We start from the raw sequence: 24276 nt of genomic DNA on the forward strand, positions 1-24276 counted from the left end.
GGCTCATTTTTCGGTACATTTCCGCCCTGTACATCGAACCTTAAAGTACCGTAGACTGGCGTAATCAGTACGCTTGTTAGCTATTAAAGTGCTCGTGGAAGGCAACATAGAAGCCTCGAGGCACCATCTTTAAAGCCTAGTCAAACGACTGGGCTTTTTGTTTGTGTTCTATGGTAAACCTCTTTGCCGATCTCAAGAATCTCATTCATTGTGGTGCGCAAGCGTCAATCATGCGCTTTATCTCATTTGGGTCATCATATCCTTTGATCACAAGATCTGCGTCATCGCCTGCTCGTGTGATGGTGATGTCACCATTACCAAATATTCTTTGCAGTAATGACTGCTTTATCGCAACAGATGGGTGCGCGGCGTGATTCACTTCGACCATATCTCGATTCAAAATGCCCCAGTGGAATTCAACCTCTTGATCGGTGATAACCAGCTTTGTCGTTTTTACCTTTAACCACCAGATCAGAAAAATAACCAAACCGATGCCAATCGGAACCAGAATTAAGGCTAGCAGGAAGCTAAAAGGCGCTGCTTTAAACATCTCAGGATGCTGTTCAAGGAACACTTTACGCTCGTGGGTAGGAATACTATCTATTTGTGTGGTCATGCTGGAATCCTTTCATCTATGAAGTCGTACTACCGGTATCATTAAGACTAGTACAAAATGCTTGTATTACCATAAACCCATCCGCAAAGAATCACTCTAGAATTAACCCAGTTAATGCGGTTTTCGCTTCCAATACCGCATATCAAAGACTCAATTTAATTTTTCAACAACTCAAGAACGTCAGCCACTGATTGCGCAATCTCTTCTGATGTTGCTGGCTCTTTAGCCAACAAGGTAATAGCCGCTCTGTTTAGTTTTCGAATTTGGTCAACTGTCTCTTCAGATTTATCACCATCCATGACTCTTTGCTTGAGTTTGCTTGTTGGAATATCACTGGCTGTGATGGTGGTGATATCAGTTGAGTTTAATCCGCCCAATAGCCTATGAAGCTGGCCGCGATTTTTTAGCCCTAACTCCTTAACAAGCTGATCAACAGCCTCCTGCTTGGCCACGCCTGCTTTTTGCGATTTGTTTTTCTTGGCTTTCTCTTGGTGATGTTCTGGCTTTTCTTTTCCTTTTTCTGCAACCGCCAATGGGGATGTCGCCAATAGTGAGATAGAGAGAAGCGAGGCTAAAACTGTGCGAATGATCATAACAATCTCCAATTTGCTAATAATTTAAGCGTAGTCGCAAATTCCTATAAAACAATGAGTCACCCATTTACAGATTAGAAAGGCCGCATCACGGCATTACCGCTGCTAGCAAAACCAAGATGTGCTAGCCTCTCCTAGTCAAATGTTTAAATTAAGAGTTGTTATGACACGTTTTATTGCTCTGTTTTCTGTGCTGTTGCTAGCTGGCTGCGCAACCTCGCCTCCGCGCAATGTTGAGAACGCCTGTTACATTTTTAATGAGAAGCCTGACTGGTACAAAGCGTCGATGGCGGCGGAAGAGAAGTGGGGGCTTCCGATGCAGGTTCAGTTGGCGATTATGCGCCAGGAGTCGAGCTTTAAGCACGATGCAGCACCGCCACGAGATACCTTTTTAGGGGTGCCAATGTGGTGGCGGATCTCTTCAGCTTACGGGTATGCACAAGCAAAGGACTCCACTTGGGATTGGTACAAAAGTAAAACGGGCCGATTCTGGGCAAGCCGAGAGAACTATGCCGACGCTGTCGACTTTATGGGTTGGTACGCCGGCATCTCACAACGCACTTTGGGTATCTCTAAATGGGACGCCTACAACCAATACCTTGCATATCACGAAGGCCACGGCGGCTGGAAGAAACAGACCTTCAATAAAAAAGCCTGGTTAATTGGTGTTGCTAAAAAGGTCGATGCCAATGCGCGAATGTATGGCAGTCAGCTGCAAGGTTGTCGCGACCGTCTTAAATCATCTTGGTGGCCGTTCTAGGCCACCGTTACTCAAACCTGATTAAAGGTTTCGATCTGAAGGTTTATCGTTCACGTACGCCACTTCATGAATGAGAAAACCTTAACCACTGCCTCCCCCGTCCCCAAAAGCAGAGCATCACGCCTATTAAGCATGGGCGGATTAGCTACAAAACTTGCTGGAAACGTCTTAACAGAGGGCTCTAAACGCTGGATAAAAGGTGAAGCACCCTCTTTGAATGAGCTGGTTTTAACACCTAAAAATATGGGTGATGTTGCCGATAAACTGGCTCGGATGCGTGGCGCAGCGATGAAATTGGGTCAACTGCTCTCGATGGATGCTGGAACCCTACTCCCGCCTGAGCTGGCAGCTGTCCTAGCTAGGCTACAGTCGCAAGGCGTCATCATGCCTAAGACTCAGCTCATACATACGCTTGAGTCGAGCTGGGGCACTGATTGGATGGATCAGTTTAACTATTTTTCGTTCGACCCCATTGCCGCCGCTTCTATTGGGCAGGTCCACAAAGCACGAACTCTGGATAACAATGAATTAGCAATTAAAATCCAATACCCCGGTGTGGCACAGAGCATCGACAGCGACATAGATAACGTCATTTCACTGCTCAGGCTAAGCGGTTTACTGCCCAAAGGGCTGGATATAGATGAATTGGTTGATGAAGCAAGGCGCCAGCTTCACTTAGAGGCTGATTACTACGCAGAATCAAGGCATTTGACTGATTTTTCCGGCAAGATCAGTAATTTTAGCATCAGTAAAAATCTTATAATGCCAACTTACTTCGCTGAGCTTTCGGAAACTAACATCATGACGATGAGCTTTGTAGAGGGCGTGGGCATTGAAGAGTGGCTAAAAGATCACCCAGAGGATGCCAGCCGCATCATGGGGCTGATGCTGGAACTATTCTTTACTGAACTCCTGCAGATGAACTTAATGCAGACAGACCCCAACCCCGCAAATTTTCATGTTTGCCCAGACACTGGCAAACTGATTCTGTTCGATTTTGGCGCGGTAAGGCAGTTCGATCCTCAGTTTGTCGATCGTTACAAACAGGCCATAGACCAGGCCATTGATCAAAACCGAGCAGGCCTTGAAGCGGCATTGGAGGTGCTTGGGTTTTTCAAAAATGGTACCGATGTGGCAAACAAAGCAGCGGTTATCGATATCTTTACCATTGCCGCAGAACCCCTCAGATCAGCAACGCCTTATCATTTTGCTCAGAGTGATATTGCTAAACGCATCCATGAGATTGGTATGAGTGTTAGTAAAGACCCAGATGCGTGGCATACCCCACCGGCCGATGTGCTGTTTTTACATCGTAAAATGGCAGGGCTTTATCTAATGGCCGCAAAGCACAAGGCTGTTGTTGATACACGAACCATCTACCAACAAATTAGTGGTTAATAAGGTTTTTATTTGAAGGCATTAACAGACTGAACTATGCTGAAACTAATCTCAGATTAGGTATGCAACATGGTAAGTGACAAAGTCATAACACCGATCGACTACTCAAAATTGGGCTGTAAGCAGTGCCTAAATGGTGAGGTGTTGGGCTTTGATTTCACTATGGCCTTCCAACCCATTGTTGATCTCCGCCATCAGACGATTTTTGCCCAAGAGGCACTGGCAAGGGGGCTTAACGGCGAGGGGGCCGGATCAGTCTTTGAACAGGTCAATGAACAGAACCTCTATCGCTTTGACCAGACTTGTCGCGTTAAAGCCATTGAGATTGCGTCGCGTTTTGACGATGAGTCGCTCCTCAGTATCAACTTCATGCCCAGGGCTATCTATAAGGCTGAGCTGTGTATTCGCACCACACTCGAAGCGGCAAAAGTCTATTCGATTGATCCCAAAAGGTTGATTTTTGAGTTCAGCGAAACTGAGCGTGTCGACGATATTGCTCACCTGAAACGAACGATTGAGTTTTATAAGGAGCAGGACTTTAAGACAGCTATGGACGATTTTGGTTCTGGGTACTCAGGTTTAAATATGCTGACGGAATTTAAGCCTGATCTGATCAAGCTCGATATCCAGCTGATCCATGAAATTGACCACTCAAAGACACGTTTTGCAATCATTAAGTCTGTGAAAACGATGTGTGATGATCTTGGTATTCAGATCATTGCGGAAGGTGTCGAAACCGTTGAAGAGAAGCAGACATTGCAGGAACTAGGAATCTACTACCAGCAAGGTTTCTTATTCGCCAAGCCTGCTTTTGAAACACTGCTTAAAACTGAAGAGTTGAGCCAGCTTTCACAATAGGTAAACCCACTACTGACTCTCAAGTTCTTGAATCTTCTTGTAGGTAGCCTCAGCTTTGCTCGTTAACTGTGAGTAACCCGCAATATCCCCATTGCGCTGCAACTGCATCGCATGCTCTGTTAGCTCTGCATACTCTTTTTTTAACTTCTTTAATGGATCTTTCTTAAATAAACCAAACATCTCTAATCTCCCAAGTTTGTCTTCTCTACGCAACAGACATTCAATAGGTTTGGTATTAATATCCTCAGTCACACCATCAATAGATGATTTATTCGATGCTAAACGATAACACTACGATTAAAGCTGTCCCCACCAATATCATTACAGGGTTTCTAGGAGCCGGTAAAACCTCTGCCATTGTTCACTTACTGCAGAACAAACCAAAAAATGAACGCTGGGCCATCTTGGTTAATGAGTTTGGCGAGATCGGTATCGATGGTAGCTTGATGCAAGGCCAATACTCAGAAGAGCAGGGAATATTCATAAGGGAAGTACCTGGCGGTTGTATGTGTTGTGCAGCAGGGTTGCCGATGCAGATCGCTCTGAACATGTTGCTCGCAAAAGCTAAGCCCGATCGCCTTCTGATTGAACCCACTGGCTTGGGCCACCCTAAAGAGGTGCTAGAAGTTCTCTCCAATGAGCACTATCAGGACGTTCTTTCAATTCAAAAGATCATCACACTGGTTGATGCGCGCCAGCTTAAAGATGAACGCTATACAACGCATGAGACCTTTAATCAGCAAATTGCGATTGCCGATGTCGTTATTGGTAATAAACAAGATCTTTACGATGAGGGAGATAAAGAGCGTCTATCACAGTATATAGACGAGCATTTTTCCCCAAGCAAACCACTCGCGTTTACCGAACAGGGTCAGCTCGACCCTAGCCTGCTGTCTGGCAGCACCCATGCTAAGGCTGCTCATGCACACCATCACCATTCGCACCAATCAGTTCTGGCAAGCGAACAGCCTCTCCCTGAAATTGGCTTTCTTAAAGCAGAAAACCAAGGCGATGGGTTCTTAAGTGTTGGGTGGCGATTTGATCAGCGATACCAGTTTGATCGCTCCAAACTCTATCTCTTCTTATCGGGCTTAGAGGTTGAGCGAATGAAAGCGGTGTTTATCACCAATGAGGGGCTATTTGGCTATAACCTAGCGGATGGATCCCTAAAAGAGCTCGCAATCGATGCGTGTGAGGAGAGTCGCATTGAGATGATTGCCAAGCGTCTTGATGATGGCTGGGAATCACAGATTTTACACTGCGCAGTCGATAGTGAATGACCTGATTTGCTTTGTTGGGCGTAAATGTCTGAAAGGAGATTTTTATGAGCAACAATGCACCACTTCCCTGCCGCGGCTGTCTACCTAACTGCCCAAACCGTAAAACCTGTAATGGAAAACCTTGGGCAGTGCAAAAACCAAACACGACCAAACCTCATTAAAAAGTATGGTTAAACCATTAGCGACGCTTCTTATAGCCGCTTTTTTAGCCGGTTGTAGCACCCAAGATTGGCGAACCGCAAAACGCGATAGTGCTGAAATCGCACCGCTACCCAGTGAGCACCCTGAGGCAGTTATCCAAGTATACGGTGCAGATCTGTTCGGTGTGCGTGGCTACTTTGCAGTGCATACATGGATCTCTACCAAGCAGAAAAATGCACAACACTACACCGTTTACGACGTTGTCGGTTGGCGCACCGGACGCGGATTACCTGCCCTACAAATCAAACAGGATATCCCTGATCGCTACTGGTATAACTCTAAACCAGAGCTCATTTTGGACATTCGCGGCGCTGAAGCAGAACACTTAATTCCTAAAATTGACGAAGCAGCCAAACGCTACCCTTGGGCTAACGAATACACTCTCTTTCCCGGCCCTAACAGTAATACCTTTCCTGCATGGATTGGTCAGCAGGTTCCTGAGCTCGGTTTGAAGATGCCTTTTAAAGCGTTTGGTTCAGGGTATGCAGATTAAATCAGCGTTTAGCTAAACACTCCGTGAACTCATCGACCAAGCCCTGCATGAAGTTGACGTATGCTCCTTGCGCGAGAGCAACATCGGAGGCCAACGGGTCCAGTTCACCGACATGAACTTCAAATCCTCGTGTAATCGAGTCGATCAAAGCAGGTCGATACTGTGGCTCTTTAAAGACACATGAAACGCCACTATGCTCCAACGTCTCACGAAGTTCGGCTAAATGTTTGGCACCTGGCTTAAGTTCGGGGCTGACTGTGAAGTAGCCAACCTGGTTAAGATCAAAGTGATTCACAAAGCCATCGTAGGCGTCATGGAAAACCAGAAAGCCCTTTTGGTGAACGGGCTCTAATTGCTCTTTTGCTTGGCTTTCGAACTGTTTCAGTGACGCTAAGAAAGCGGTCTCGTTCTCTTTGATTTGTGAGGCTTTAGCAGGAAAGTGGTGCTGAAGTTCAACCGACAGCTCTTCCGCAAAGTGCTCAACGGTCTCGATATCTAGCCAAGGGTGCAGACCGGCATGATCATGACCTTCATGCTCATCATGAGCATCGTGATGTTCCTCTTCATGTTCATGGCCTTCGTGTTCATCGTGATGATGCTCCTCTTCATGATCAGGATCTCTATGATCATCTTCACCATGCTCTGCATGCTCATCAAGCATCGCTAAATGCTCAACCTTAGAAGCATCGATTACTTTCTCTAGATAGGGTTCTATGTCAGGGCCGACCCAAATCAATAAATCTGTATTGTTCAGTCGCTTACGATCGGAGGGACGCAGGGCAAAGTCATGCGGGGAGGCACCGTCTCGCAGAAGAGTATCAACCTCGGCAACATTGACTAAGAGTTCGGCAGTAATAAGGCTCAGCGGTTTAACACTGGCCATCACAGTATCGGCTTGAGCTTGAGTGGATGCTAGTAAGAGAGAGGTAGCAACAGAAGCGGTAAATTTGTGTGTCATTGGGTACAATGCCTATAAACCAGAAAATGTATTGTTATAATATAACAATAATTGAGATAAAGCATGCTTGAAATCAACGACGCATTCAATTCAGACCACAACCACGATCACTGCGTCAGTGGTGCGTTAGATAACGCCAAGGCGATCTGCCAAGAGAGTGGCCAGCGTCTGACTCCTATTCGCGAGTTAGTGTTACGACTCGTCTGGAGCTCCCATAAGCCACTGGGTGCCTATGAGTTGTTACCCGCGCTGGCTGACGCGGGCTTTAACTCAGCGCCACCGACGGTCTATCGGGCATTGGATTTTTTGCATCAGCTGGGGCTCATTCACAAAATCGGATCACTCAACGCTTTTGTTGGATGCTCAAATCCAGAACACCCACATCCATCGGCATTTATGATCTGCAGAGAGTGTAAAACCGCAGCCGAAATTGAGACCAGTGAGCTTCAAGAGAGCTTTAATCGAGTCGCTAATACGCACGGCTTTCAGCTTGAGGAAGAGAATATCGAGCTGTTAGGTCTTTGCAGCGATTGTCGTGGGAGTGAATCATGAGTAATCCAGATCTGGCCAGATTGGACGGGGTCAGTTTGCGCTTTGGTAATAAATCGGTGCTCAACAATGTGAACCTGCCACTGCATAACGACTGCATCACCACACTGATCGGACCCAACGGCGCGGGTAAGTCATCACTGGTAAAGGTGTTACTTGGACTGGTGAAACCGACCGAAGGCACTGTTTGGACGAAACCGGGCCTGCGCATCGGGTATATGCCGCAAAAAATTCAGATCGACCGGACACTACCGTTAACCGTTAAACGCTTTTTGCAGATTCCCCATGGCTATAACCAAAACGACATCGAGGCTGCATTAGCTTCGGTGGGTGCTGAACACCTGGTCGATTACTCGATTCATGATCTTTCCGGTGGTGAAATGCAGAGAACCCTTCTTGCTAGGGCTCTGTTAAGAAACCCCGATCTACTCGTGCTAGATGAGCCGGTTCAAGGTGTCGATATTAATGGTCAAACCGAACTCTATCGGCTGATCACGGATATCCGTAAAGAACGAAAGTGCGGTGTGTTAATGATTTCACACGATCTGCATCTGGTTATGTCATCGACCGATCACGTCGTCTGTCTGAACAAACATGTCTGCTGCTCGGGACATCCAGAAGCCGTCAGCGCAGACCCTGCCTATATAGAGTTGTTTGGCGCTTCTCACGCGTCAACGCTGGCGCTCTATAATCACCATCACAACCATAGCCACGATATGCATGGTAACGTCGTTGAAGGTGACTGCTGTGGGGGTGATCATGCTTGATTTCATCATCTATGCGTTGATTGCCGGCATAGCAGTCGCCATTGTTGCCGGCCCTTTAGGTGCATTTGTTGTGTGGCGCCGTATGGCCTACTTCGGTGACACCTTGGCTCACTCAGCTCTACTCGGCATCGCACTGGGCATTCTGTTTGATATCAACCTGAGCCTAGCCGTCGTGCTCTGCTGTGTAGCGCTGGCGCTTGGTTTAGTCGCAATGCAGCGCCAACACTGGATAGCCACCGATACGCTGTTGGGGATTATGGCGCACAGTGCGCTATCACTGGGTCTGGTCGCGATATCACTGTTGGATAACGTACGCATCGACCTTCAGGCCTACCTGTTTGGAGATCTATTAGCGATCACTCCCGAAGACCTTAAGTGGATTCTGTTGGGAGGCATAGCTGTCTTAGCCGCGATCTACTGGCTTTGGAAACCACTGCTAGCCATCACTATTAACGAGGAGCTGGCCCAAGTAGAGGGGATACAGGTTGCTCGCTATAGACTCGCCCTAATGTTGTTAATCGCCATGGTGATTGCTGGTGCGATGAAACTGGTTGGTGTGCTGCTCATTACCTCTCTATTGATCATGCCGGCTGCAGCGGCGCGGCGAATGTCTGCCACGCCAGAACAGATGGCGATTTTTGCCAGTATGCTTGGGTCTATCGCGGTTGTTGGAGGTATTGCGCTCTCTTGGTTTGCGGACACTCCAGCGGGCCCGAGTGTCGTTGTCTGCGCACTGGTGATCTTCTTATTGATCTTCTTCGCACCCCGGGCAAGGGCATGATTCAACTGAATGATTGGAGCATGCATCAGCGTGTTTGGGCGCTGGCCTGGCCGATGCTGCTATCCAACATCACTGTTCCCCTTTTGGGTCTTGTCGATAGCGCCGTTGTCGGCCATTTGGATGATCCGAAGCATTTAGGGGCGGTGGCAATTGGAGCCACACTGTTTACCACCATCTACTGGGCGTTTGGATTCTTACGAATGGGCACCACTGGGCTAATTGCACAAGCTGTGGGACGCCAAGATGGCAATGCAAATAGGACCTTTTTAGCGCAAGCAACCCTGATCGCACTGGGTCTCGGCAGCCTTATGTGGCTCGCACAAATCCCCATACTCACTTTGGGTTTAGAGTGGATGGGTGCCGATTCCGATGTCCACGAAACCGCTCGAAGCTATGCCGATATTCGTATCTACGGTGCTCCAGCGGCGCTGTTCAACTACGTCTTAGTGGGCTGGTTTGTCGGTAATCAAGATACACGCTCACCCCTGATCATTATGACCGTCGTCAACCTGACGAATCTGGTGTTAGATCTGCTGTTTGTGCTCGGTTTCGGCTGGGGCGCAGAGGGTGTCGCCAGTGCAACACTGATAGCTGAATACACCGGTGTGGTTCTTGGGTTACTGCTGATGAAGCGCCATCTAAACCTGATTGATGGTGCAATTTTGCCAAACTCACTTCGTCAACTGTCAGCCTATCGCGCGATTTTTACCGTGAATAAGTACCTATTTGTTCGGACCGCGTCACTGCTCTTTATGTTTGCTTTCTTCACCTCACAAGGTGCGCGACTTGGAACGGATATACTGTCGGCTAATGCTCTCCTGTTGAACTTCTTGATGCTGATCTCGCACGCTCTCGATGGATTCGCCCACGCTGCTGAGGCGATCTGTGGTCGCTATGCGGGTGCCAAGGATCGATACAACTTCTACCGCGCCATGAAGAGTTCAGCTCTCTGGTCCTTGTTGTTTGCGCTGGGGCTTACACTCACGTTTATGTTGGGTGGGCACTCTATTCTGAGCCTGATGACCGACATTGAATCGGTATTGGATGTCGCACAGGACTATTTGATCTTTATCTGGGTGCTTCCATTGATCGCTGTATGGAGCTATTTCCAAGATGGTGTTCTTGTCGGCACGACTCAATCTAAAGCGATGCTGCAGATCATGGTCGTCACTGTGTTTGGCACGTTTTTACCCCTCTGGTGGCTAACACAAGATCTAGGTAATACCGGCCTATGGTTATCATTCACCGCGGCATTTTTGGTCAGAGCATTGATGGGGTTCTGGATTTTCCACCGCTATAACCAGCGTGGGGTTTGGTTTAAGGCGTAATCCAATCCTAAATAACATTTGAAGGTGGTGTCAGGCTGAAGGCCAGACACCGTTGCAACAAGACCCGCCACAAAGTCCCCGTGTCTGGCTTTCAGCCTGACACGACTATTTCTGCGTCACGGTTTGCCTTTGGCAATTCGTTCCTACAGATGATCGATGCAACGCTGGTAGGCGGGGCAGGTCTCTAGGTGATCGTTGACGAAGCCGGTAGCCTGAAGGTAGGCGTAGACGATGGTTGAGCCGAAGAAGCGAACGCCACGTCTCTTTAGATCTTTCGCAATCTGCTTTGAGAGATCGGTTTCTGCAGGTATATCAGCTAGCGTTTTGGGTCTGTTTACGATCACTCTACTCTCCATAAACGACCACAAAAAGTTTGCAAAACCATCGAACTCCGTCGAAATGGCTAAGAAGTGCTTAGCATTATTAATAGAGGCTTCGATTTTGGCGCGATTACGAATGACTCCGGCATCAGCCAGCATCGCCTCTATCTCTTTCTCTCCAAACTGAGCCACTCGCTCGGGTTCAAAATTACGATAGTGGCGACGGTAGCCTTCGCGTTTATTTAATACGGTGCGCCAGCTTAAACCCGCTTGTGCGGACTCTAGAACCATAAACTCAAACAGTGTTCGGTCATCAGTTCGCAGTAAACCCCACTCTTGGTCGTGGTAACGATGCTCTATCTCAGACTGACGTGCCCAGCCACAGATATCAGCATCTTGGCTCACGTCAGTGGTCCTTTTTCTGCAAATTAGGGTTAGTAAAGAACTGCAGCGGCTGAGCTTCTACTTCCGTTGCTGGCGTATTCTTTAACGGATCCACACCCTCTTTAGAGACTCGAGTCTCAAGCTCTTTGGGTTCTGGACGGCCATCAAGGCGCATGCTGTCTTCAAACCCGCATTTAACACATTCACGATACTCACGCTCTTCATCGCGGTACATTCGTGTGCTATCCATAGCGGCACAGCGTGGACAGACCACACCGGCGACAAAGCGTTTAACTGGTTTCATAGCAGCTCCTTCGCTGAATTAAGCGGCAATACCTGAGTGGCGAAGCAAAGCATCCACTTCAGGTTCACGGCCACGGAACGCGACAAATAGCTCCATTGGCTCTTTAGAACCGCCCTTCTCAAGGATTTCAGTTCGGAAGGATGCACCAGTCTCCTGATTAAAGATACCCTCCTCTTCGAAACGAGAGAACGCATCGGCCGACAGAACTTCAGCCCATTTATAGCTGTAGTACCCGGCTGCATAGCCGCCTGCAAAGATGTGGCTAAAGCTGTGCTGAAAACGGTTGAATGCAGGTGGGTTCAATACTGCTACCTGTTCACGAACACTGTTCAAAACAGACTGTACTGACGTTTGGCCAGGCTCAAAATCACGATGAAGTATGAAATCGAACAGTGAAAACTCAAGCTGACGCACCATCATCATGCCCGATTGGAAATGCTTAGCCGAAAGCATGCGATTCAGCATATCTTCTGGCAGAGGCTCACCTGTCTCATGGTGACCGGAGATCAGTGCCAACGCTTCTGGCTCCCAACACCAGTTCTCCATGAACTGACTGGGCAGTTCGACAGCATCCCAGGCCACGCCATTAATTCCACTGATATCGGCATGTTCCATTTGCGTCAGCATGTGATGCAGACCGTGGCCAAACTCGTGGAACAGTGTCGTTACTTCATCATGGGTTAGTAGCGCAGGCTGGCCCTCTAACGGCGCCGTAAAGTTACAGACTAGATACGCCACGGGCAGTTGAATATCACCATTGATGTTACGGCGAACACGACAGTCATCCATCCATGCACCACCACGTTTACCGGCACGAGCAAATGGATCTAGGTAACAGTTTGCGAGTACCTGACCATCACGCTTCAACTCAAACAGTCGAACATCGTCATGGTAGGTATCAAACTCTTTCAGTTCAGTAACGCTGACACCAAAGAGGCGCTCGGTTACTGCGAACAGCCCATCCAACACTTTAGGGAGTGGGAAGTAGGGACGCAGCTCTTGCTGGGAAATGTTGAAGCGTTGCTGTTTCAGCTTCTCTGCATAGTAGGTGATATCCCAAGCTTGCAGATCGCTCATACCCTCTTCTGATTGAGCAAAAGCGGTCAGCTCTTCTAACTCTTTAGCGGCTTGAGGACGGCTTTTAGCTGCTAAGTCCTCAAGGAAGTTCACCACCTGATCGGTAGATTGAGCCATTTTAGTGGCCAGTGAATATTCCGCGTAATTACTAAACCCAAGCAACTTCGCCAACTCAAGGCGCAGGGTCAGGATCTGCTCAATGAGATCGGTGTTATCCCACTCACCCGCTTTTGGCCCCTGATCAGAAGCACGAGTCGCATAGGCCGTATAGAACTCTTCACGCAGTTGACGATTATCAGCCTGCAGCATCACGGCATAGTAGACAGGGAAGTCGAGAGTCAGCACCCAGCCCTCTAACTGTTCACTTTCAGCCGCCTGCTTAGCCGCTTCAAGGACATGATCGGGCAACCCAGCTAACTCGGTCTCATCGGTAATATGCTTGGTCCACCCCTGTGTCGCATCCAAGACGTTCTCAGAGAATTTAGTGGTCAATTCAGAGAGTTTTAGTTGAAGCTCGGCGTAACGTTTTTGTTTCTCTTCTGGCAGACCAATACCCGCTAGACGGAAGTCACGAAGTGAGTTAGTAATCACTTTCTTTTGGGCATCTGAAAGTTCAGAGAAGGCCGCACTTTGACTAAATTGTTCGTACGCTTCATAGAGCTTTTTATTCTGGCCAAGCTCAGTAAAGTATTCAGAGAGTTTAGGTAGGCAGGCGTTATACGCTTCGCGCATCTCATCGGTATTCGCCACGGCGTTGAGATGAGAGACCGGAGACCAGGCTTGAGCTAATTCATCATTTAGCTGTTCCAGTTCACCCACTAAACTCTGCCAATCCATCAGTGGTTGTTCGGTCATCTTTGCAATACGCTCACGGTTACGCTGCAATAGCTCATCGACGGCGGGAACAACATGCTCAGGTTTGATGGTACTGAATTGTGGCAGTGAAGATGGTTCTAACAGTGGGTTACTCATCGGTCTCTCCGAGATCAAAAACTCTATACGCTTTACTATACAATGGGGTGAGCGGATCAGTTATTCAAGGAATGCGATATGAAACTACGTCCTTTTAAAGGCATCAGCCCAACCCTAGGTGATAAGGTGTTTGTTGACCCCAGTGCGGTTGTCATTGGGGATGTGGTGCTGGGTGATGACGCATCTGTTTGGCCGCTGACAGCGATCCGTGGCGATATGAACCATATTCGTATCGGCGCTCGCACCAATGTTCAGGACGGAGCAATCCTGCACATCACTCATGCCAGCAGCTATAACCCTGACGGCTATCCGTTGATTATTGGCGATGAAGTGACCATCGGTCACATGGCGATGCTGCACGGCTGCACCATAGGCAACCGTGTCCTGATTGGTATGTCAGCGACGGTAATGGATGGCGCAATCGTTGAAGATGATGTCGTTGTCGGTGCCGGCGCGCTTGTACCGCCAGGTAAGCGTCTAGAGAGTGGCAAGCTCTACATGGGCCGCCCTGCCAAAGCAGTTCGCGACCTGACTGAAAAAGAGATGAGCTACTTCAGCTACTCTGCTGCCAACTATGTGAAGCTGAAGAATGAGCATCTGGCCGAGGATTGGGCAAATTAAAAATTTGCTGGAGCTTTATTGAGCGAAGCGAAATGAGGCGATATCTCATCGTCTCCTCTGCGAGAAGACTCCAACAGGGGTCTGACCTGTGGTCTGACCCCACTCTAAGAAACGGCAGAGACTAAATAGACTAAGCCTTCGCCTTAGACAACTCACGCAAGCGTTTAACCACTTCAGCACCAATAGAGCGTTGGGTGAACACGCCGTCGGCTTTCTCTTTACCTGCGCTGCGACCCATTAGAAGCTCCAGCGCTTCATCAACGGTTGCGACTGAGTAGATTGAGAAGAGCCCCTCTTTCACGGCATCCACCACTTCCTGTTTCAGCATCAAGTTGCGTACGTTCGCTTTGGGAATGATCACACCCTGTCTACCGGTTAAACCGCGAGACTCACAGAGTTGATAGAAACCTTCAATCTTCTCGTTAACACCACCAATCGCCTGAACTTCACCGTATTGGTTGATGGATCCGGTCATCGCGAACTGCTGTTTGATCGGTATGTGCGTTAACGCTGAGATCAGGGTACAGATCTCCGCCATTGAGGCACTATCACCGTCCACATAACCGTAGGATTGCTCCATCGCTATGCTGGCCGAGATCGCTAACGGGAACTCTTTAGCGTAACGGTGACCCAGGTAACCGGACAGAATTAACACCCCTTTTGAGTGAATCGGTTGGCCGAGTGTGACTTCACGCTCAATATCGACGATGCCACGACTACCGGGGTGTACCGTTGCGGTAATACGCGCCGGCGAACCAAAGCTAACATCACCAACCTGCAGAACCGTCAAACCATTGGATTTACCGATCGCTTCACCATCCGTGTCGATCAAAACGGTCTCGTTGGTAATACCCTCTTGGATCTTTTCAGAGAGACGCCCGGTTCGACGCTCTTTGGACGACAGTGCCGCGTCGACGTGTGCCGCATCGATGTATTTGTCATTCGATTTAGCGCGACGGTAGTCCGCTTCACAGAGTAGATCGACTAATTCACCGATATGCGCCGATAGAAGATCTTGATCACCCGCCAGTCTAGAGGAGTGCTCAACCAGTCGCGCTACCGCTTCACGAGTTAACGGTGCTAGCTTCTCCTCTTTGGCCAGCGTGCTCATTAGACGGGCGTACTGGCGAATGGTCGCCGGTGTGCGCTCGACATCCTCTTCAAAATCGACCACAACACGGAACATCTTTTCGAAGTCATGATCGAGCTCTTGCAAGAGGTAGTAGATGTTACGGGCGCCAATGAGGACGATCTTCACATCCAGATCGATCTCCTCAGGTGAGAGCGTTACGGTGCTGATACCGGCATACTCACTGACTGGGTTTTCGATGCGAATCGCATGCGCTTTTAACGCTCGCTTCAAGGCGCCATAGACAAAGGGTTGCTCAAAGAGTTTTTCCGCTTCAATGATCAAGTAACCGCCATTGGCTCGATGCAGTGCACCCGGACGAATCAGACGGTAGTTGGTGATCATAGCACCCATTTCACTGTTGTACTCAATGCGTCCAAACAGATTTTCATAACTTGGGTGCGCCTCATAGACCACTGGCGCACCTTTGGTCTTCTCATTATCAACGAGCAGATTAAGACCGTAGTTCTCGTTCATGAATTCGCGACGAGCCGTCTCGGATTTGTTCTCAAAAATCCCCTCCGCAATCATCTCACCGGCGTTACGAATCAGATCACGCTCTACATCTTCAAGGTAGCTGTTCACCCCCTTCAGGTTTGAATATTCACCTCGCACCTCTTCAAACAGGGGTTTAATTGCGTGACGAGCGGTGTCACGATCGAGGTAACGCAGTGCTTCAGCGGCCTCACGGCGCCAGCGTGGCATCTCTGTCAGTTGCTCATTAAGCAGCTCTTCCAGTTCGGATATGTGTGTTGAAAAGGCGTCACGGATCTCTTCCGGAAGCGCCGAAAAGACCGCCTCATCGATGGCTTGCCCTTCCGCTACGGGCGTAAATCCAATCGTGCCCGCATCACGATAAACGGCGATGGAGTATTCACGCCCCTGCTTCTCGACCGTCTCTACTGCTTTGTCATAGAGACGGTTGAAGTCACGTTCAATCTTAGATTTTTCACGCTGATAGGCGGGACTTTCAAAGGCAGCAGGCAGCTCAGTGACGACACGGTTAAGAAGCTTACTAAGATCGTGCTGCAACTTAACGGCTTTACCGGCTGGGAGGCGCAGCGCTTGAGGGTGACGAGTGTCTTGTATGTTCTTTAGGTAACACCAATCGTATGGCTTGGATTGGCTTTTAGCGGCTTCTCGCAGATTCTCCATCGCAAAGGAGAAACGTCCTGTGTGCGGGTTACCCATCACAAATAGATTGTAGCCGGGGCGGTTCATGCCTACCCCAAACTCCATCGCTTCAAGCGCACGATCTTGACCAAAGAAGCCGGCGAAGCCCTCTAGGTTATCGGTGGTTTTAAACGGGAGAAGATCGGTATCGCAGGTACGGTAGAGTTGATCGACTGAGAGCGGGGCTAGCTTTTCCATGCGGGGCATCCAATACAGCGAATTGATACCCTTAGACTGAAGCGCTCCCCCCTCTAAGTCAATGCTATTTGTGTTGCAGTTCGGATCTGAGCTGATTAAGAATCTCGGCTGTTTCGGGTTTTACCCCTCGCCAAATTGCGAAGGACTCTGCCGCTTGTTCAACCAACATACCCAGACCGTCTATGGCACGTGCACCATGCTGTTCGCACCAGGCACAAAATGGCGTCTGTTCGGCACCGTACATCATGTCGTAACCACAACTGTTGGCATCGATCGCTTCAGCAGGCACAGGGGGCAACTCACCGCCAATACTGGCCGAAGTGCCATTGACGATCAGATCGAAAGCCGGCCCAGTAATGTCTTCATAGCCGCAAGCAGAGACGGGAGCGCCCGCAAAGACATCGGCAATAACCTGAGCTTTTGATACCGTGCGATTCGCTATCACAACGCTAGCAACCTGAGCTTCTAACATCGGCTGAATGACACCACGCACAGCACCACCTGCACCCAGTATCAAGACGCGTTTGCCGGCTAATTCCAAACCCAAGTTGTTCTTTAGATCAGTTAACAGACCAATGCCGTCGGTGTTATCAGCACAAATTTCGCCCTGCTCATTTAACCAGAGAGTATTGGCTGCACCGGCTGTCTCAGCGCGCGCCGTGCGCTCCTGTGCAAGCTGCCAAGCCAGCTCTTTAAACGGCAGGGTCACATTAGAGCCCTTGATCTCTCCAGAGGTCAGTTGAACCCTCAGCGTGTCCGTAAAGGTATCCGCCTCTAACAGCTGAGCGGTGTAGTTCAGAGACTCACCCGTTGTCTGAGCAAAGTGGCTATGAATTCTGGGTGACAGGCTATGTTTGATCGGATTGCCTGTCACTCGGTACTGATCGATCATGCTTCTAAGCCTAACCAGTCTCTAGATTGCAGGTAGTAATCGGTCAAACGCGCCTCTTCTGTACCGGGTTCAGGCGCCCAGTTGTAGTCCCAGCGCACTTCCGGTGGAAGCGACATCAGAATCGATTCGGTTCGGCCACCGGTCTGCAATCCAAACAGAGTGCCACGGTCAAACACTAGGTTGAATTCAACGTAACGGCCGCGACGGTGTAATTGGAAATCACGCTCGGCTTCACCATAACTCTCATCACGACGGCGCTCGATAATCGGTACATAGGCTTTGGTGTAGGCATTACCAATGGACTGCATCAGCGCAAAACTTTGATCAAAACCCAACTCATTCAGGTCATCAAAGAAGAGGCCGCCGATACCGCGAGGCTCACCACGATGCTTCAAGAAGAAGTAGTCATCACACCACTTTTTATAGCGTGGGTAGACATCGTCCCCAAAAGGGTCACAAGCGTCTTTAGCCACTTGGTGCCAAAAAACACAATCCTCTTCATTGCCGTAGTAAGGGGTCAAATCAAATCCGCCACCGAACCACCAAACTGGCTCTTCGCCCTCTTTCTCCGCAATGAAGAAACGAACATTGGCATGTGAGGTCGGCACTTTAGGATTTTTAGGGTGCATCACAAGGCTGACACCCATCGCTTCAAAGTTACGGCCTTGAAGCTCAGGACGGTGCGCAGTTGCCGATGCAGGCATCTGATTACCGTGAACATGCGAAAAGTTAACGCCGCCCTTTTCAAACACCGCACCGTTCGTAATGACTCGGCTTCGGCCACCGCCGCCTTCGGGTCGATCCCAAGAGTCCTCAACAAACTCAGCGCCACCATCGGCTGCTGCCAGTTCATTACAGATACGATCCTGAAGATCCATTAAGAAGGCTTTTACTTCTGCTACGCTCGGTTTGCTCATTCGCAATCTCCGTCTCTAAACTCGTAGGGTCTGTCCAGTCAGTGCATCACGAATCACGGATGGTCGATCCGAATCGCCTAATGCGCCCTGAACACGATAATTAATTCTATTTCCAAAGTAAGTACTTACTCTCAACTTACTCTTTGCAGGTACTGCAGATGAGGGGTTAGCCGAGGTTGATACCAACGGCATATCGGCACGGTTGCAGAGCGCCTGCACGATGGGATGTGCAGAGACACGAACAGCAACAGAGCTGTGCTGGCCTTTAACCCACTCAGGGATCATCTCGTCGGTATCCGGTATCAACCAGGTATTGGGTCCAGGCCAGCTTGCCTCAACAACCTGACGCTGCTCGGCTGTCAGATTCTGCAGCAGTGGTTCAACCTGTCCAATATTGGCTGCCACTAATATTAAGCCCTTATGCATAGGGCGGCGTTTAACCGCTAACAGATGTTTCACGGCATGCTCGTTCCAAGGGTCACAACCTAACCCCCAAACCGCCTCTGTAGGATAGGCAATTACGCCACCCTGCTGGACCACTTCTACGGCCTGTTTAATGCTCCAATCATTCACCATAATCAGAATCTTACTTTGGAAAAAACGCTATTCTACCGAAGAACGACGTAACGGGCTCCCTCTCGGCCAATAATTCCTGAGATTTCTAGTTCCACGAGCAGACGTTGAAGCTGCCCAATCGGAATACTGAGCTTTGCTGCAAGCTGATCGGCAGTTAACGGCTGCTGATGCAGTGCACGGATTATGGGATCCTCAGACTCAATGGGCGGCGTCTCAACACGATCTGTAGTAAGCGGTAGATAGAGTGACGCCAATATTTCGGAAACCGTTTCAACCAACTGAGCTCCCTCTTTAATTAGATGGTGACAGCCTCTTGCAAGCTCATTGGTAATCGCACCCGGTATGGCAAATACCTCCCGCCCCTGCTCCAGCGCCAAACGCGCCGTGACCAGTGATCCACTCTTAATAGCGGCTTCAACGACTAGGGTTCCCAAACTCATACCACTGATGATGCGATTACGCTCTGGAAATAGGTAGGGCCTGGGCTGGATACCGGGCAACTGCTCAGTGACTAACAGCCCGCCTGAGTCCAATATCTGCTGGGCCAGCCGTTGATGCCGTTGTGGATAAACCAGATCTGGGCCGTTTGCCATAACGGCGATTGTTGAACCGGGGCCGGCTTGTATTGCGCCGAGATGAGCTGCGTGATCAATGCCTATGGCTAATCCACTGGTGACATGTACGCCGGATTGGGTTAACTCTTGAGCAAATCGCTGTGCGGTTGCACGGGCCAAGCTGGATGATTTTCGCCCACCCACCATAGCGACTTGAGGGTCGCTCAATGCTTGCACATTGCCTTTTGAGAAGAGCACCACGGGCGGATCGTAGATCGATTTAAGCAATTCGGGATAACGGCTATCTTCAAAGCAGATAACGTCACAATCTATGTTTTTAATGACATTTAGATGCTTTTCGGCATGATCGTAGAGTGACTTTATCTGCCTGACAGCGAACTGACTTTCGTTAAAAAGCTCTAACTGCTCTATTAAGCACTTAGAGTCTTTTAGCCGATCAGGCCAGTCAGTGTGTTGAATGAATTTTAAATTGGAAGCGGGTCGCATAGCCAAAAGGCGCAGTGCAACCCAGTCGATCGATTCGGCTGGCATCCTTGCTCCTGACACTGCACATCCTTGTGCAGCGATTGTCTAATATTGTGACGTTAAGGCTGACGAAGTGGGTCACCAACCTGAATCACTTCGGTTGCACGCATCACCAGCGCATAACTGACCTTGTCGAAGGCTTTGTAGACCATCAACTCACCGGCACGCTCGGCTGGTAGTTGAAGTTTTTCACCTGTTTTAGGGTCACGAATCTCTTCGCCACGATTGTAGATCGCGTAGACACTGCCTGGTTCGATTCCTTCGCGCTCGCCAGCATTGATTGTGACACTGTTAAACTGACCAATGTTGGCAACGCCATTTAATACGGCGATGACTTCAACATTTTCGAGCTCTGGACCCGGGCGCGGCATAAACCGAGTCACCAACGGCGCTTCGCCGGTTGGAATCAGAATATCTTTTAAACGCACCTCTTCAGTACTGTTGCGAATATCAACACTGATTGTGTCGCCTTCAGAACCACGTACCAGCGCATCAGCGACGCGGTGTAGCTCATAACCTAAAGACTCACCGGTGTTGGGATCTACATACTCGATCAAAGGACGGTAGAGAGATTGCTGACGACTGTCATCTAACAATTCACCTCGAACATAGACTCGATCATCATTGGCAGCGAGGATGCGTTGGTTTTTACCACCCAGCACGTAGGGCGCATCCGCTAACATTTGATTATCAACCACTCGGCTATCATTGAGAAAGGCTTGTACATCACGCAGAGGGATCGAAGCGATAGCCTCTTCGCGTGGCACGACTTTAACCTCAGGCGTTAATACCAGAGTACCTGGTTTACGACCTAGGCGTGGCTCACCATCTTCCCAGTAGAGGTAGATGACATCTCCAGGATAGATCAGATGAGGGTTGTAGATCTGCGAGTTTACTTCCCAAACCTTAGGCCAGAGCCAAGGGCTTTTGAGAAAACGCGCGGAGATATCCCACAGGGTATCCCCTTTAACAACGGTGTATTCCGAGGGGGCATCTTGCGCCAACTTGATGGTGTCAGCTTGCACCAGCATAGAGGTTAAACCCAATGCAACGGCAGCGATCTGTTTTATCCGTTTAAACATACTGTCCTTCAGCGTTTGACGCTTATCTATTCGATTGCACTGCTTAACGTGTACCACATGCAAACAGAGTCCTAATAGGTATAATAGACAATATTAACAATGTTACTAGTTATCCGATTGAGAGAGATCACTAAACGGTATGGCACTGCTTAAAATTTTAGAGTTCCCAGACCCGCGCCTTCGCACCATTGCTGAACCGGTTGAGACGGTCGATGATGAGGTACGCAAGATCATCGATGACATGTTTGAAACCATGTACGACGCTCCGGGCATTGGTCTGGCCGCAACACAGGTCAATATTCATAAACAGATCGTCGTAATCGATATATCCGAAGAGGGCAATGAGCCACTGGTTCTAATTAACCCCTCTTTTGAAGTGTTAACCGACGAGACTGAACAGATGCAAGAGGGTTGCCTCTCTGTCCCTGGCTTCTACGAAAACGTCGTTCGCCCAGAGCGCGTTAAGCTGAATGCGATTGGTCGTGATGGCGAACCTTATGAGTTAATTGCTGACGGTTTGCTAGCGGTCTGTATTCAGCACGAGCTGGATCATCTGAATGGTAAGCTATTTGTTGACCATATCTCTCGATTAAAACGTGATCGAATCCGCGGAAAACTCGAGAAGAAACATAAATTAGAAGCCGCTCAGGCTTAAAGATCAGACAGGCTTGCCGCTCACCTTGGCAAGCCTGTTTCATTTTAGGATATCGAATTGTCTAAAATTATTTTTGCCGGAACCCCAGATTTTGCCGCCTCTCATCTACAGGCTCTGATCGATTCCGGCTTTGATGTGGTAGCCGTTTACACCCAACCCGATCGACCAGCGGGCCGTGGTAGGAAGTTACAAGCGAGCCCCGTTAAGCAGATTGCACTGCAAGCAAATATTCCCGTGTTTCAACCACTCTCACTGCGTGATGAAGCGGCTCAGGCGGAACTGGCTGCGATCGACGCTGATTTAATGATTGTTGTTGCCTACGGCTTGATACTGCCGCAGGTTGTATTGGATACACCAAAACTGGGTTGCGTTAACGTACACGCCTCTATTCTACCGCGTTGGCGTGGTGCTGCTCCGATCCACCGTGCACTGCTGGCAGGTGACAAAGAGACCGGTGTGACGCTGATGCAGATGGAGGCTGGGCTGGATACTGGGCCTATGCTGGCTAAGGTGTTTACGCCAATCGATAAACAGGAGAGTAGCGGAGAACTGCATGATCGATTAGCAGTACTCGGCTCCAATATGCTGGTTGAGCAACTACCTGCACTGTTAGCAGGCGAGTTAACTCCAGAAATTCAAGACGATGCGTTAGCTAACTACGCCAATAAGCTTGAGAAAGCTGAAGGTAAAATCGACTGGACTGAGTCGGCAGACGCGATCGCCCGTCAAGTTCGCGGCCTCTCTCCTTGGCCGGTGGCTTACACATCCCTTGATGATAAAAGCGTCCGCATCTGGAGAGCGGAAGCACAATCAGAAGCCGGTGATGCTGGTGCTCTGATCAAAGCCGATAAACAGGGCGTCCTGATCGGGTGTGGCGAAGGCTCTTTGCTGATCAAAACCATTCAGATGCCAGGCGGTCGCGCCACTGAAGCGTCGGCCCTTCTCAATTCAAACAACCACCCGTTTGTAGAGGGTATGCGCTTTGAGTAATACCGCTAACCTAAGGGTGCAAGTGGCTGTTTTTCTATCGCAGCTGTTACAACACAACGGTTCACTCTCTAGCCGACTGCCAGGCATGCTCTCTCGAGTTGAACCTCGTGACCGCGCTCTGTTTCAAGAGATCTGCTACGGCACGCTTCGTTTCTATCCACAGCTTGAAGCGCTCAGCCGTGAGTGTCTGCGCAAGCCTTTTAGAGAAGAGGACACTGACGTCTTTGCCCTACTGTTGAGCGCGCTCTACCAATTGAGACATCTCTCGACGGCTGAACATGCTGTCATCAACGAAACCGTTGAAGGCGCTAAGCAGATGGGTAAGCCTTGGGCCGCCAAACTGTTGAACGCCGTGTTGCGTCGTTACCAGCGTGAAAAAGATAGTTTAGAAGCTGATATCCAGCAGACCGAGACTGGCCGCTGGAATCACCCTGAGTGGATAATCGCTAAACTCAAGCACAACTGGCCCGATCACTGGCAAAGCATAATGACCGAAAACGATCAGAGCCCACCGATGTGTCTGCGGGTCAATCGTTCGAAAAGCGATCGTGATTCATACCTTAAGATACTGAACAGTGCAGAAATCGAAGCAACCGCTGGATTGTTCTCAAGCGATGCCATCTACCTAACGTCGCCCTGCTCTGTGGATAAGCTGCCACACTTTGCAGAGGGGCACGTATCGGTTCAAGATGAAGCGGCACAATTGGCTGCAGAACTGCTGGGTGTAAAAGCGGGCGAACGCATACTCGATGCCTGTGCCGCACCCGGTGGAAAACTCTGCCACCTTCTTGAATTGGAAGATGATATTGAGATCGATGCGCTGGAGTTAGAGCCTCGACGAGTCGCGCGCATCGAAGAGAATTTAGAACGACTAGAACAGAGTGCGGGTGTCATTGTCGGTGATGCCGCTCAACGGGATTGGTGGAGCGGTGACGCTTACGATCGCATTCTGGTGGATGCGCCCTGTAGTGCTACCGGTGTCATTCGTCGTAATCCTGACATCAAAGTACTGCGTCGTAACGAAGATCTCCTGGGTCTTGCAACCACTCAACTTGAGATCCTTAATAACCTATGGGATATGCTCAAGCCTGGTGGTACATTGCTGTATGCAACCTGCTCAGTGTTCACACAAGAGAACGAGCGTGTTGTCGAACGATTTTTGAAAGAGCACTCGGATGCGAAAGAGTGCAAAATAGTCGCAGAATGGGGCATAGAGAGACCTGCCGGTCGGCAGCTGTTTCCACAAAATGGAGGCCATGATGGCTTCTACTACGCCCGCATCAAGCGAATAGAAGAGGCTTAAG

26 protein-coding genes are annotated in these 24276 nt (G+C 49.4%); 13 read left to right on the plus strand and 13 right to left on the minus strand.

Features of this window, described 5'->3' with window-relative positions; genetic code table 11:
- Positions 1-205: 205 nt before the first annotated feature.
- Together XMM312_RS10680 and XMM312_RS10685 are read right to left on the minus strand one after the other, a co-directional pair.
- On the minus strand, positions 206-616 hold the full coding sequence (locus XMM312_RS10680; protein WP_173489235.1) for a PH domain-containing protein: 411 nt from the start codon (positions 614-616) through the stop codon (positions 206-208).
- Between the two features lie 155 nt (positions 617-771).
- Positions 772-1149, minus strand: coding sequence for a hypothetical protein (locus XMM312_RS10685; protein WP_173489236.1), 378 nt, complete (start codon positions 1147-1149; stop codon positions 772-774).
- Between the two features lie 223 nt (positions 1150-1372).
- Here XMM312_RS10685 and XMM312_RS10690 point away from each other — a divergent pair, with 223 nt between their 5' ends.
- From XMM312_RS10690 to XMM312_RS10700, 3 genes are all read left to right on the plus strand, one after another.
- Positions 1373-1969: a transglycosylase SLT domain-containing protein gene (locus XMM312_RS10690; protein WP_173482202.1), complete on the plus strand. Its 597-nt coding sequence runs from the start codon at positions 1373-1375 to the stop codon at positions 1967-1969.
- 66 nt (positions 1970-2035) lie between these two features.
- Positions 2036-3367: an AarF/ABC1/UbiB kinase family protein gene (locus XMM312_RS10695; RefSeq protein WP_173489237.1), complete on the plus strand. Its 1332-nt coding sequence runs from the start codon at positions 2036-2038 to the stop codon at positions 3365-3367.
- A 69-nt stretch (positions 3368-3436) separates the two neighbouring features.
- Positions 3437-4225 carry an EAL domain-containing protein gene (locus XMM312_RS10700; protein WP_173489238.1) on the plus strand — a complete coding sequence of 263 codons (789 nt, stop codon included), beginning with the start codon at positions 3437-3439 and terminating at the stop codon, positions 4223-4225.
- A gap of 9 nt (positions 4226-4234) precedes the next feature.
- Here XMM312_RS10700 and XMM312_RS10705 read toward each other — a convergent pair whose 3' ends face one another.
- Positions 4235-4405 (minus strand): DUF6435 family protein, encoded by a 171-nt coding sequence (locus XMM312_RS10705; protein WP_173489239.1) that lies wholly within the window; start codon positions 4403-4405, stop codon positions 4235-4237.
- 95 nt (positions 4406-4500) lie between these two features.
- Here XMM312_RS10705 and XMM312_RS10710 point away from each other — a divergent pair, with 95 nt between their 5' ends.
- Positions 4501-5505 carry a GTP-binding protein gene (locus XMM312_RS10710; RefSeq protein ID WP_173483725.1) on the plus strand — a complete coding sequence of 335 codons (1005 nt, stop codon included), beginning with the start codon at positions 4501-4503 and terminating at the stop codon, positions 5503-5505.
- 121 nt (positions 5506-5626) lie between these two features.
- On the plus strand, positions 5627-6199 hold the full coding sequence (locus XMM312_RS10715; protein ID WP_371739806.1) for a DUF3750 domain-containing protein: 573 nt from the start codon (positions 5627-5629) through the stop codon (positions 6197-6199).
- Position 6200: 1 nt separating this feature from the next.
- Here XMM312_RS10715 and znuA read toward each other — a convergent pair whose 3' ends face one another.
- The gene (znuA, locus tag XMM312_RS10720) at positions 6201-7157 is read right to left on the minus strand and encodes a zinc ABC transporter substrate-binding protein ZnuA (RefSeq protein ID WP_173483724.1); all 957 of its coding nucleotides are present in this window, start codon (positions 7155-7157) and stop codon (positions 6201-6203) included.
- Positions 7158-7220: 63 nt separating this feature from the next.
- Between znuA and XMM312_RS10725 the strand changes: the two genes are divergently transcribed.
- The 4 genes from XMM312_RS10725 to XMM312_RS10740 are packed head-to-tail and all read left to right on the plus strand — an operon-like array spanning position 7221 to position 10582.
- Complete coding sequence (locus XMM312_RS10725; protein WP_173483723.1) at positions 7221-7709, plus strand: Fur family transcriptional regulator; 489 nt, start codon at positions 7221-7223, stop codon at positions 7707-7709.
- Positions 7706-8473, plus strand: coding sequence for a zinc ABC transporter ATP-binding protein ZnuC (znuC, locus tag XMM312_RS10730; RefSeq protein ID WP_173489240.1), 768 nt, complete (start codon positions 7706-7708; stop codon positions 8471-8473). The genes XMM312_RS10725 and znuC overlap by 4 nt, the downstream gene beginning before the upstream one ends.
- Positions 8466-9254 (plus strand): zinc ABC transporter permease subunit ZnuB, encoded by a 789-nt coding sequence (gene znuB / locus XMM312_RS10735; RefSeq protein ID WP_173482193.1) that lies wholly within the window; start codon positions 8466-8468, stop codon positions 9252-9254. The genes znuC and znuB overlap by 8 nt, the downstream gene beginning before the upstream one ends.
- Entirely contained in the window at positions 9251-10582 is a 1332-nt protein-coding gene (locus XMM312_RS10740) for an MATE family efflux transporter (protein ID WP_173489241.1), read from the plus strand. The genes znuB and XMM312_RS10740 overlap by 4 nt, the downstream gene beginning before the upstream one ends.
- Before the next feature lie 143 nt (positions 10583-10725).
- Here XMM312_RS10740 and XMM312_RS10745 read toward each other — a convergent pair whose 3' ends face one another.
- The 3 genes from XMM312_RS10745 to prlC are packed head-to-tail and all read right to left on the minus strand — an operon-like array spanning position 10726 to position 13639.
- Positions 10726-11307 carry a DNA-3-methyladenine glycosylase I gene (locus XMM312_RS10745; RefSeq protein ID WP_173489242.1) on the minus strand — a complete coding sequence of 194 codons (582 nt, stop codon included), beginning with the start codon at positions 11305-11307 and terminating at the stop codon, positions 10726-10728.
- Position 11308: 1 nt separating this feature from the next.
- Entirely contained in the window at positions 11309-11590 is a 282-nt protein-coding gene (locus XMM312_RS10750; protein WP_173482188.1) for a YheV family putative zinc ribbon protein, read from the minus strand.
- A gap of 18 nt (positions 11591-11608) precedes the next feature.
- Positions 11609-13639, minus strand: a complete 2031-nt coding sequence (prlC, locus tag XMM312_RS10755; RefSeq protein ID WP_173489243.1) for an oligopeptidase A — start codon at positions 13637-13639, stop codon at positions 11609-11611.
- A gap of 78 nt (positions 13640-13717) precedes the next feature.
- Here prlC and XMM312_RS10760 point away from each other — a divergent pair, with 78 nt between their 5' ends.
- On the plus strand, positions 13718-14260 hold the full coding sequence (locus tag XMM312_RS10760) for a gamma carbonic anhydrase family protein (protein ID WP_173484673.1): 543 nt from the start codon (positions 13718-13720) through the stop codon (positions 14258-14260).
- Between the two features lie 130 nt (positions 14261-14390).
- On the opposite strand, the gene XMM312_RS10765 is transcribed toward XMM312_RS10760, so the two are convergent.
- From XMM312_RS10765 to XMM312_RS10790, 6 genes are all read right to left on the minus strand, one after another.
- Positions 14391-16760 (minus strand): Lon protease family protein, encoded by a 2370-nt coding sequence (locus XMM312_RS10765; protein WP_173489244.1) that lies wholly within the window; start codon positions 16758-16760, stop codon positions 14391-14393.
- Between the two features lie 64 nt (positions 16761-16824).
- A complete protein-coding gene (gene aroE, locus XMM312_RS10770) occupies positions 16825-17652 on the minus strand; it encodes a shikimate dehydrogenase (protein ID WP_173489245.1) in 828 nt (275 codons plus the stop codon).
- A complete protein-coding gene (gene hemF / locus XMM312_RS10775) occupies positions 17649-18569 on the minus strand; it encodes an oxygen-dependent coproporphyrinogen oxidase (RefSeq protein WP_173489246.1) in 921 nt (306 codons plus the stop codon). The genes aroE and hemF overlap by 4 nt, the downstream gene beginning before the upstream one ends.
- Before the next feature lie 15 nt (positions 18570-18584).
- A complete protein-coding gene (locus tag XMM312_RS10780) occupies positions 18585-19145 on the minus strand; it encodes an L-threonylcarbamoyladenylate synthase (RefSeq protein WP_173482183.1) in 561 nt (186 codons plus the stop codon).
- Between the two features lie 32 nt (positions 19146-19177).
- Positions 19178-20251, minus strand: coding sequence for a DNA-processing protein DprA (dprA, locus tag XMM312_RS10785; protein WP_173489247.1), 1074 nt, complete (start codon positions 20249-20251; stop codon positions 19178-19180).
- Between the two features lie 53 nt (positions 20252-20304).
- Positions 20305-21327 carry a LysM peptidoglycan-binding domain-containing protein gene (locus XMM312_RS10790; RefSeq protein WP_254442934.1) on the minus strand — a complete coding sequence of 341 codons (1023 nt, stop codon included), beginning with the start codon at positions 21325-21327 and terminating at the stop codon, positions 20305-20307.
- Between the two features lie 139 nt (positions 21328-21466).
- On the opposite strand from XMM312_RS10790, the gene def reads away from it, so the two are divergent.
- From def to rsmB, 3 genes are read left to right on the plus strand one after another with little or no spacing between them, the layout of a single operon-like run.
- A complete protein-coding gene (gene def / locus XMM312_RS10795) occupies positions 21467-21982 on the plus strand; it encodes a peptide deformylase (RefSeq protein WP_173482181.1) in 516 nt (171 codons plus the stop codon).
- A gap of 57 nt (positions 21983-22039) precedes the next feature.
- A complete protein-coding gene (gene fmt, locus XMM312_RS10800; RefSeq protein ID WP_217363584.1) occupies positions 22040-22972 on the plus strand; it encodes a methionyl-tRNA formyltransferase in 933 nt (310 codons plus the stop codon).
- Between the two features lie 22 nt (positions 22973-22994).
- Positions 22995-24275: a 16S rRNA (cytosine(967)-C(5))-methyltransferase RsmB gene (gene rsmB / locus XMM312_RS10805; protein WP_371731476.1), complete on the plus strand. Its 1281-nt coding sequence runs from the start codon at positions 22995-22997 to the stop codon at positions 24273-24275.
- Position 24276 lies beyond the last annotated feature (1 nt).

It is taken from the genome of Marinobacterium sp. xm-m-312 (assembly GCF_013283295.1).
Classification (GTDB): domain Bacteria; phylum Pseudomonadota; class Gammaproteobacteria; order Pseudomonadales; family Balneatricaceae; genus Marinobacterium_E.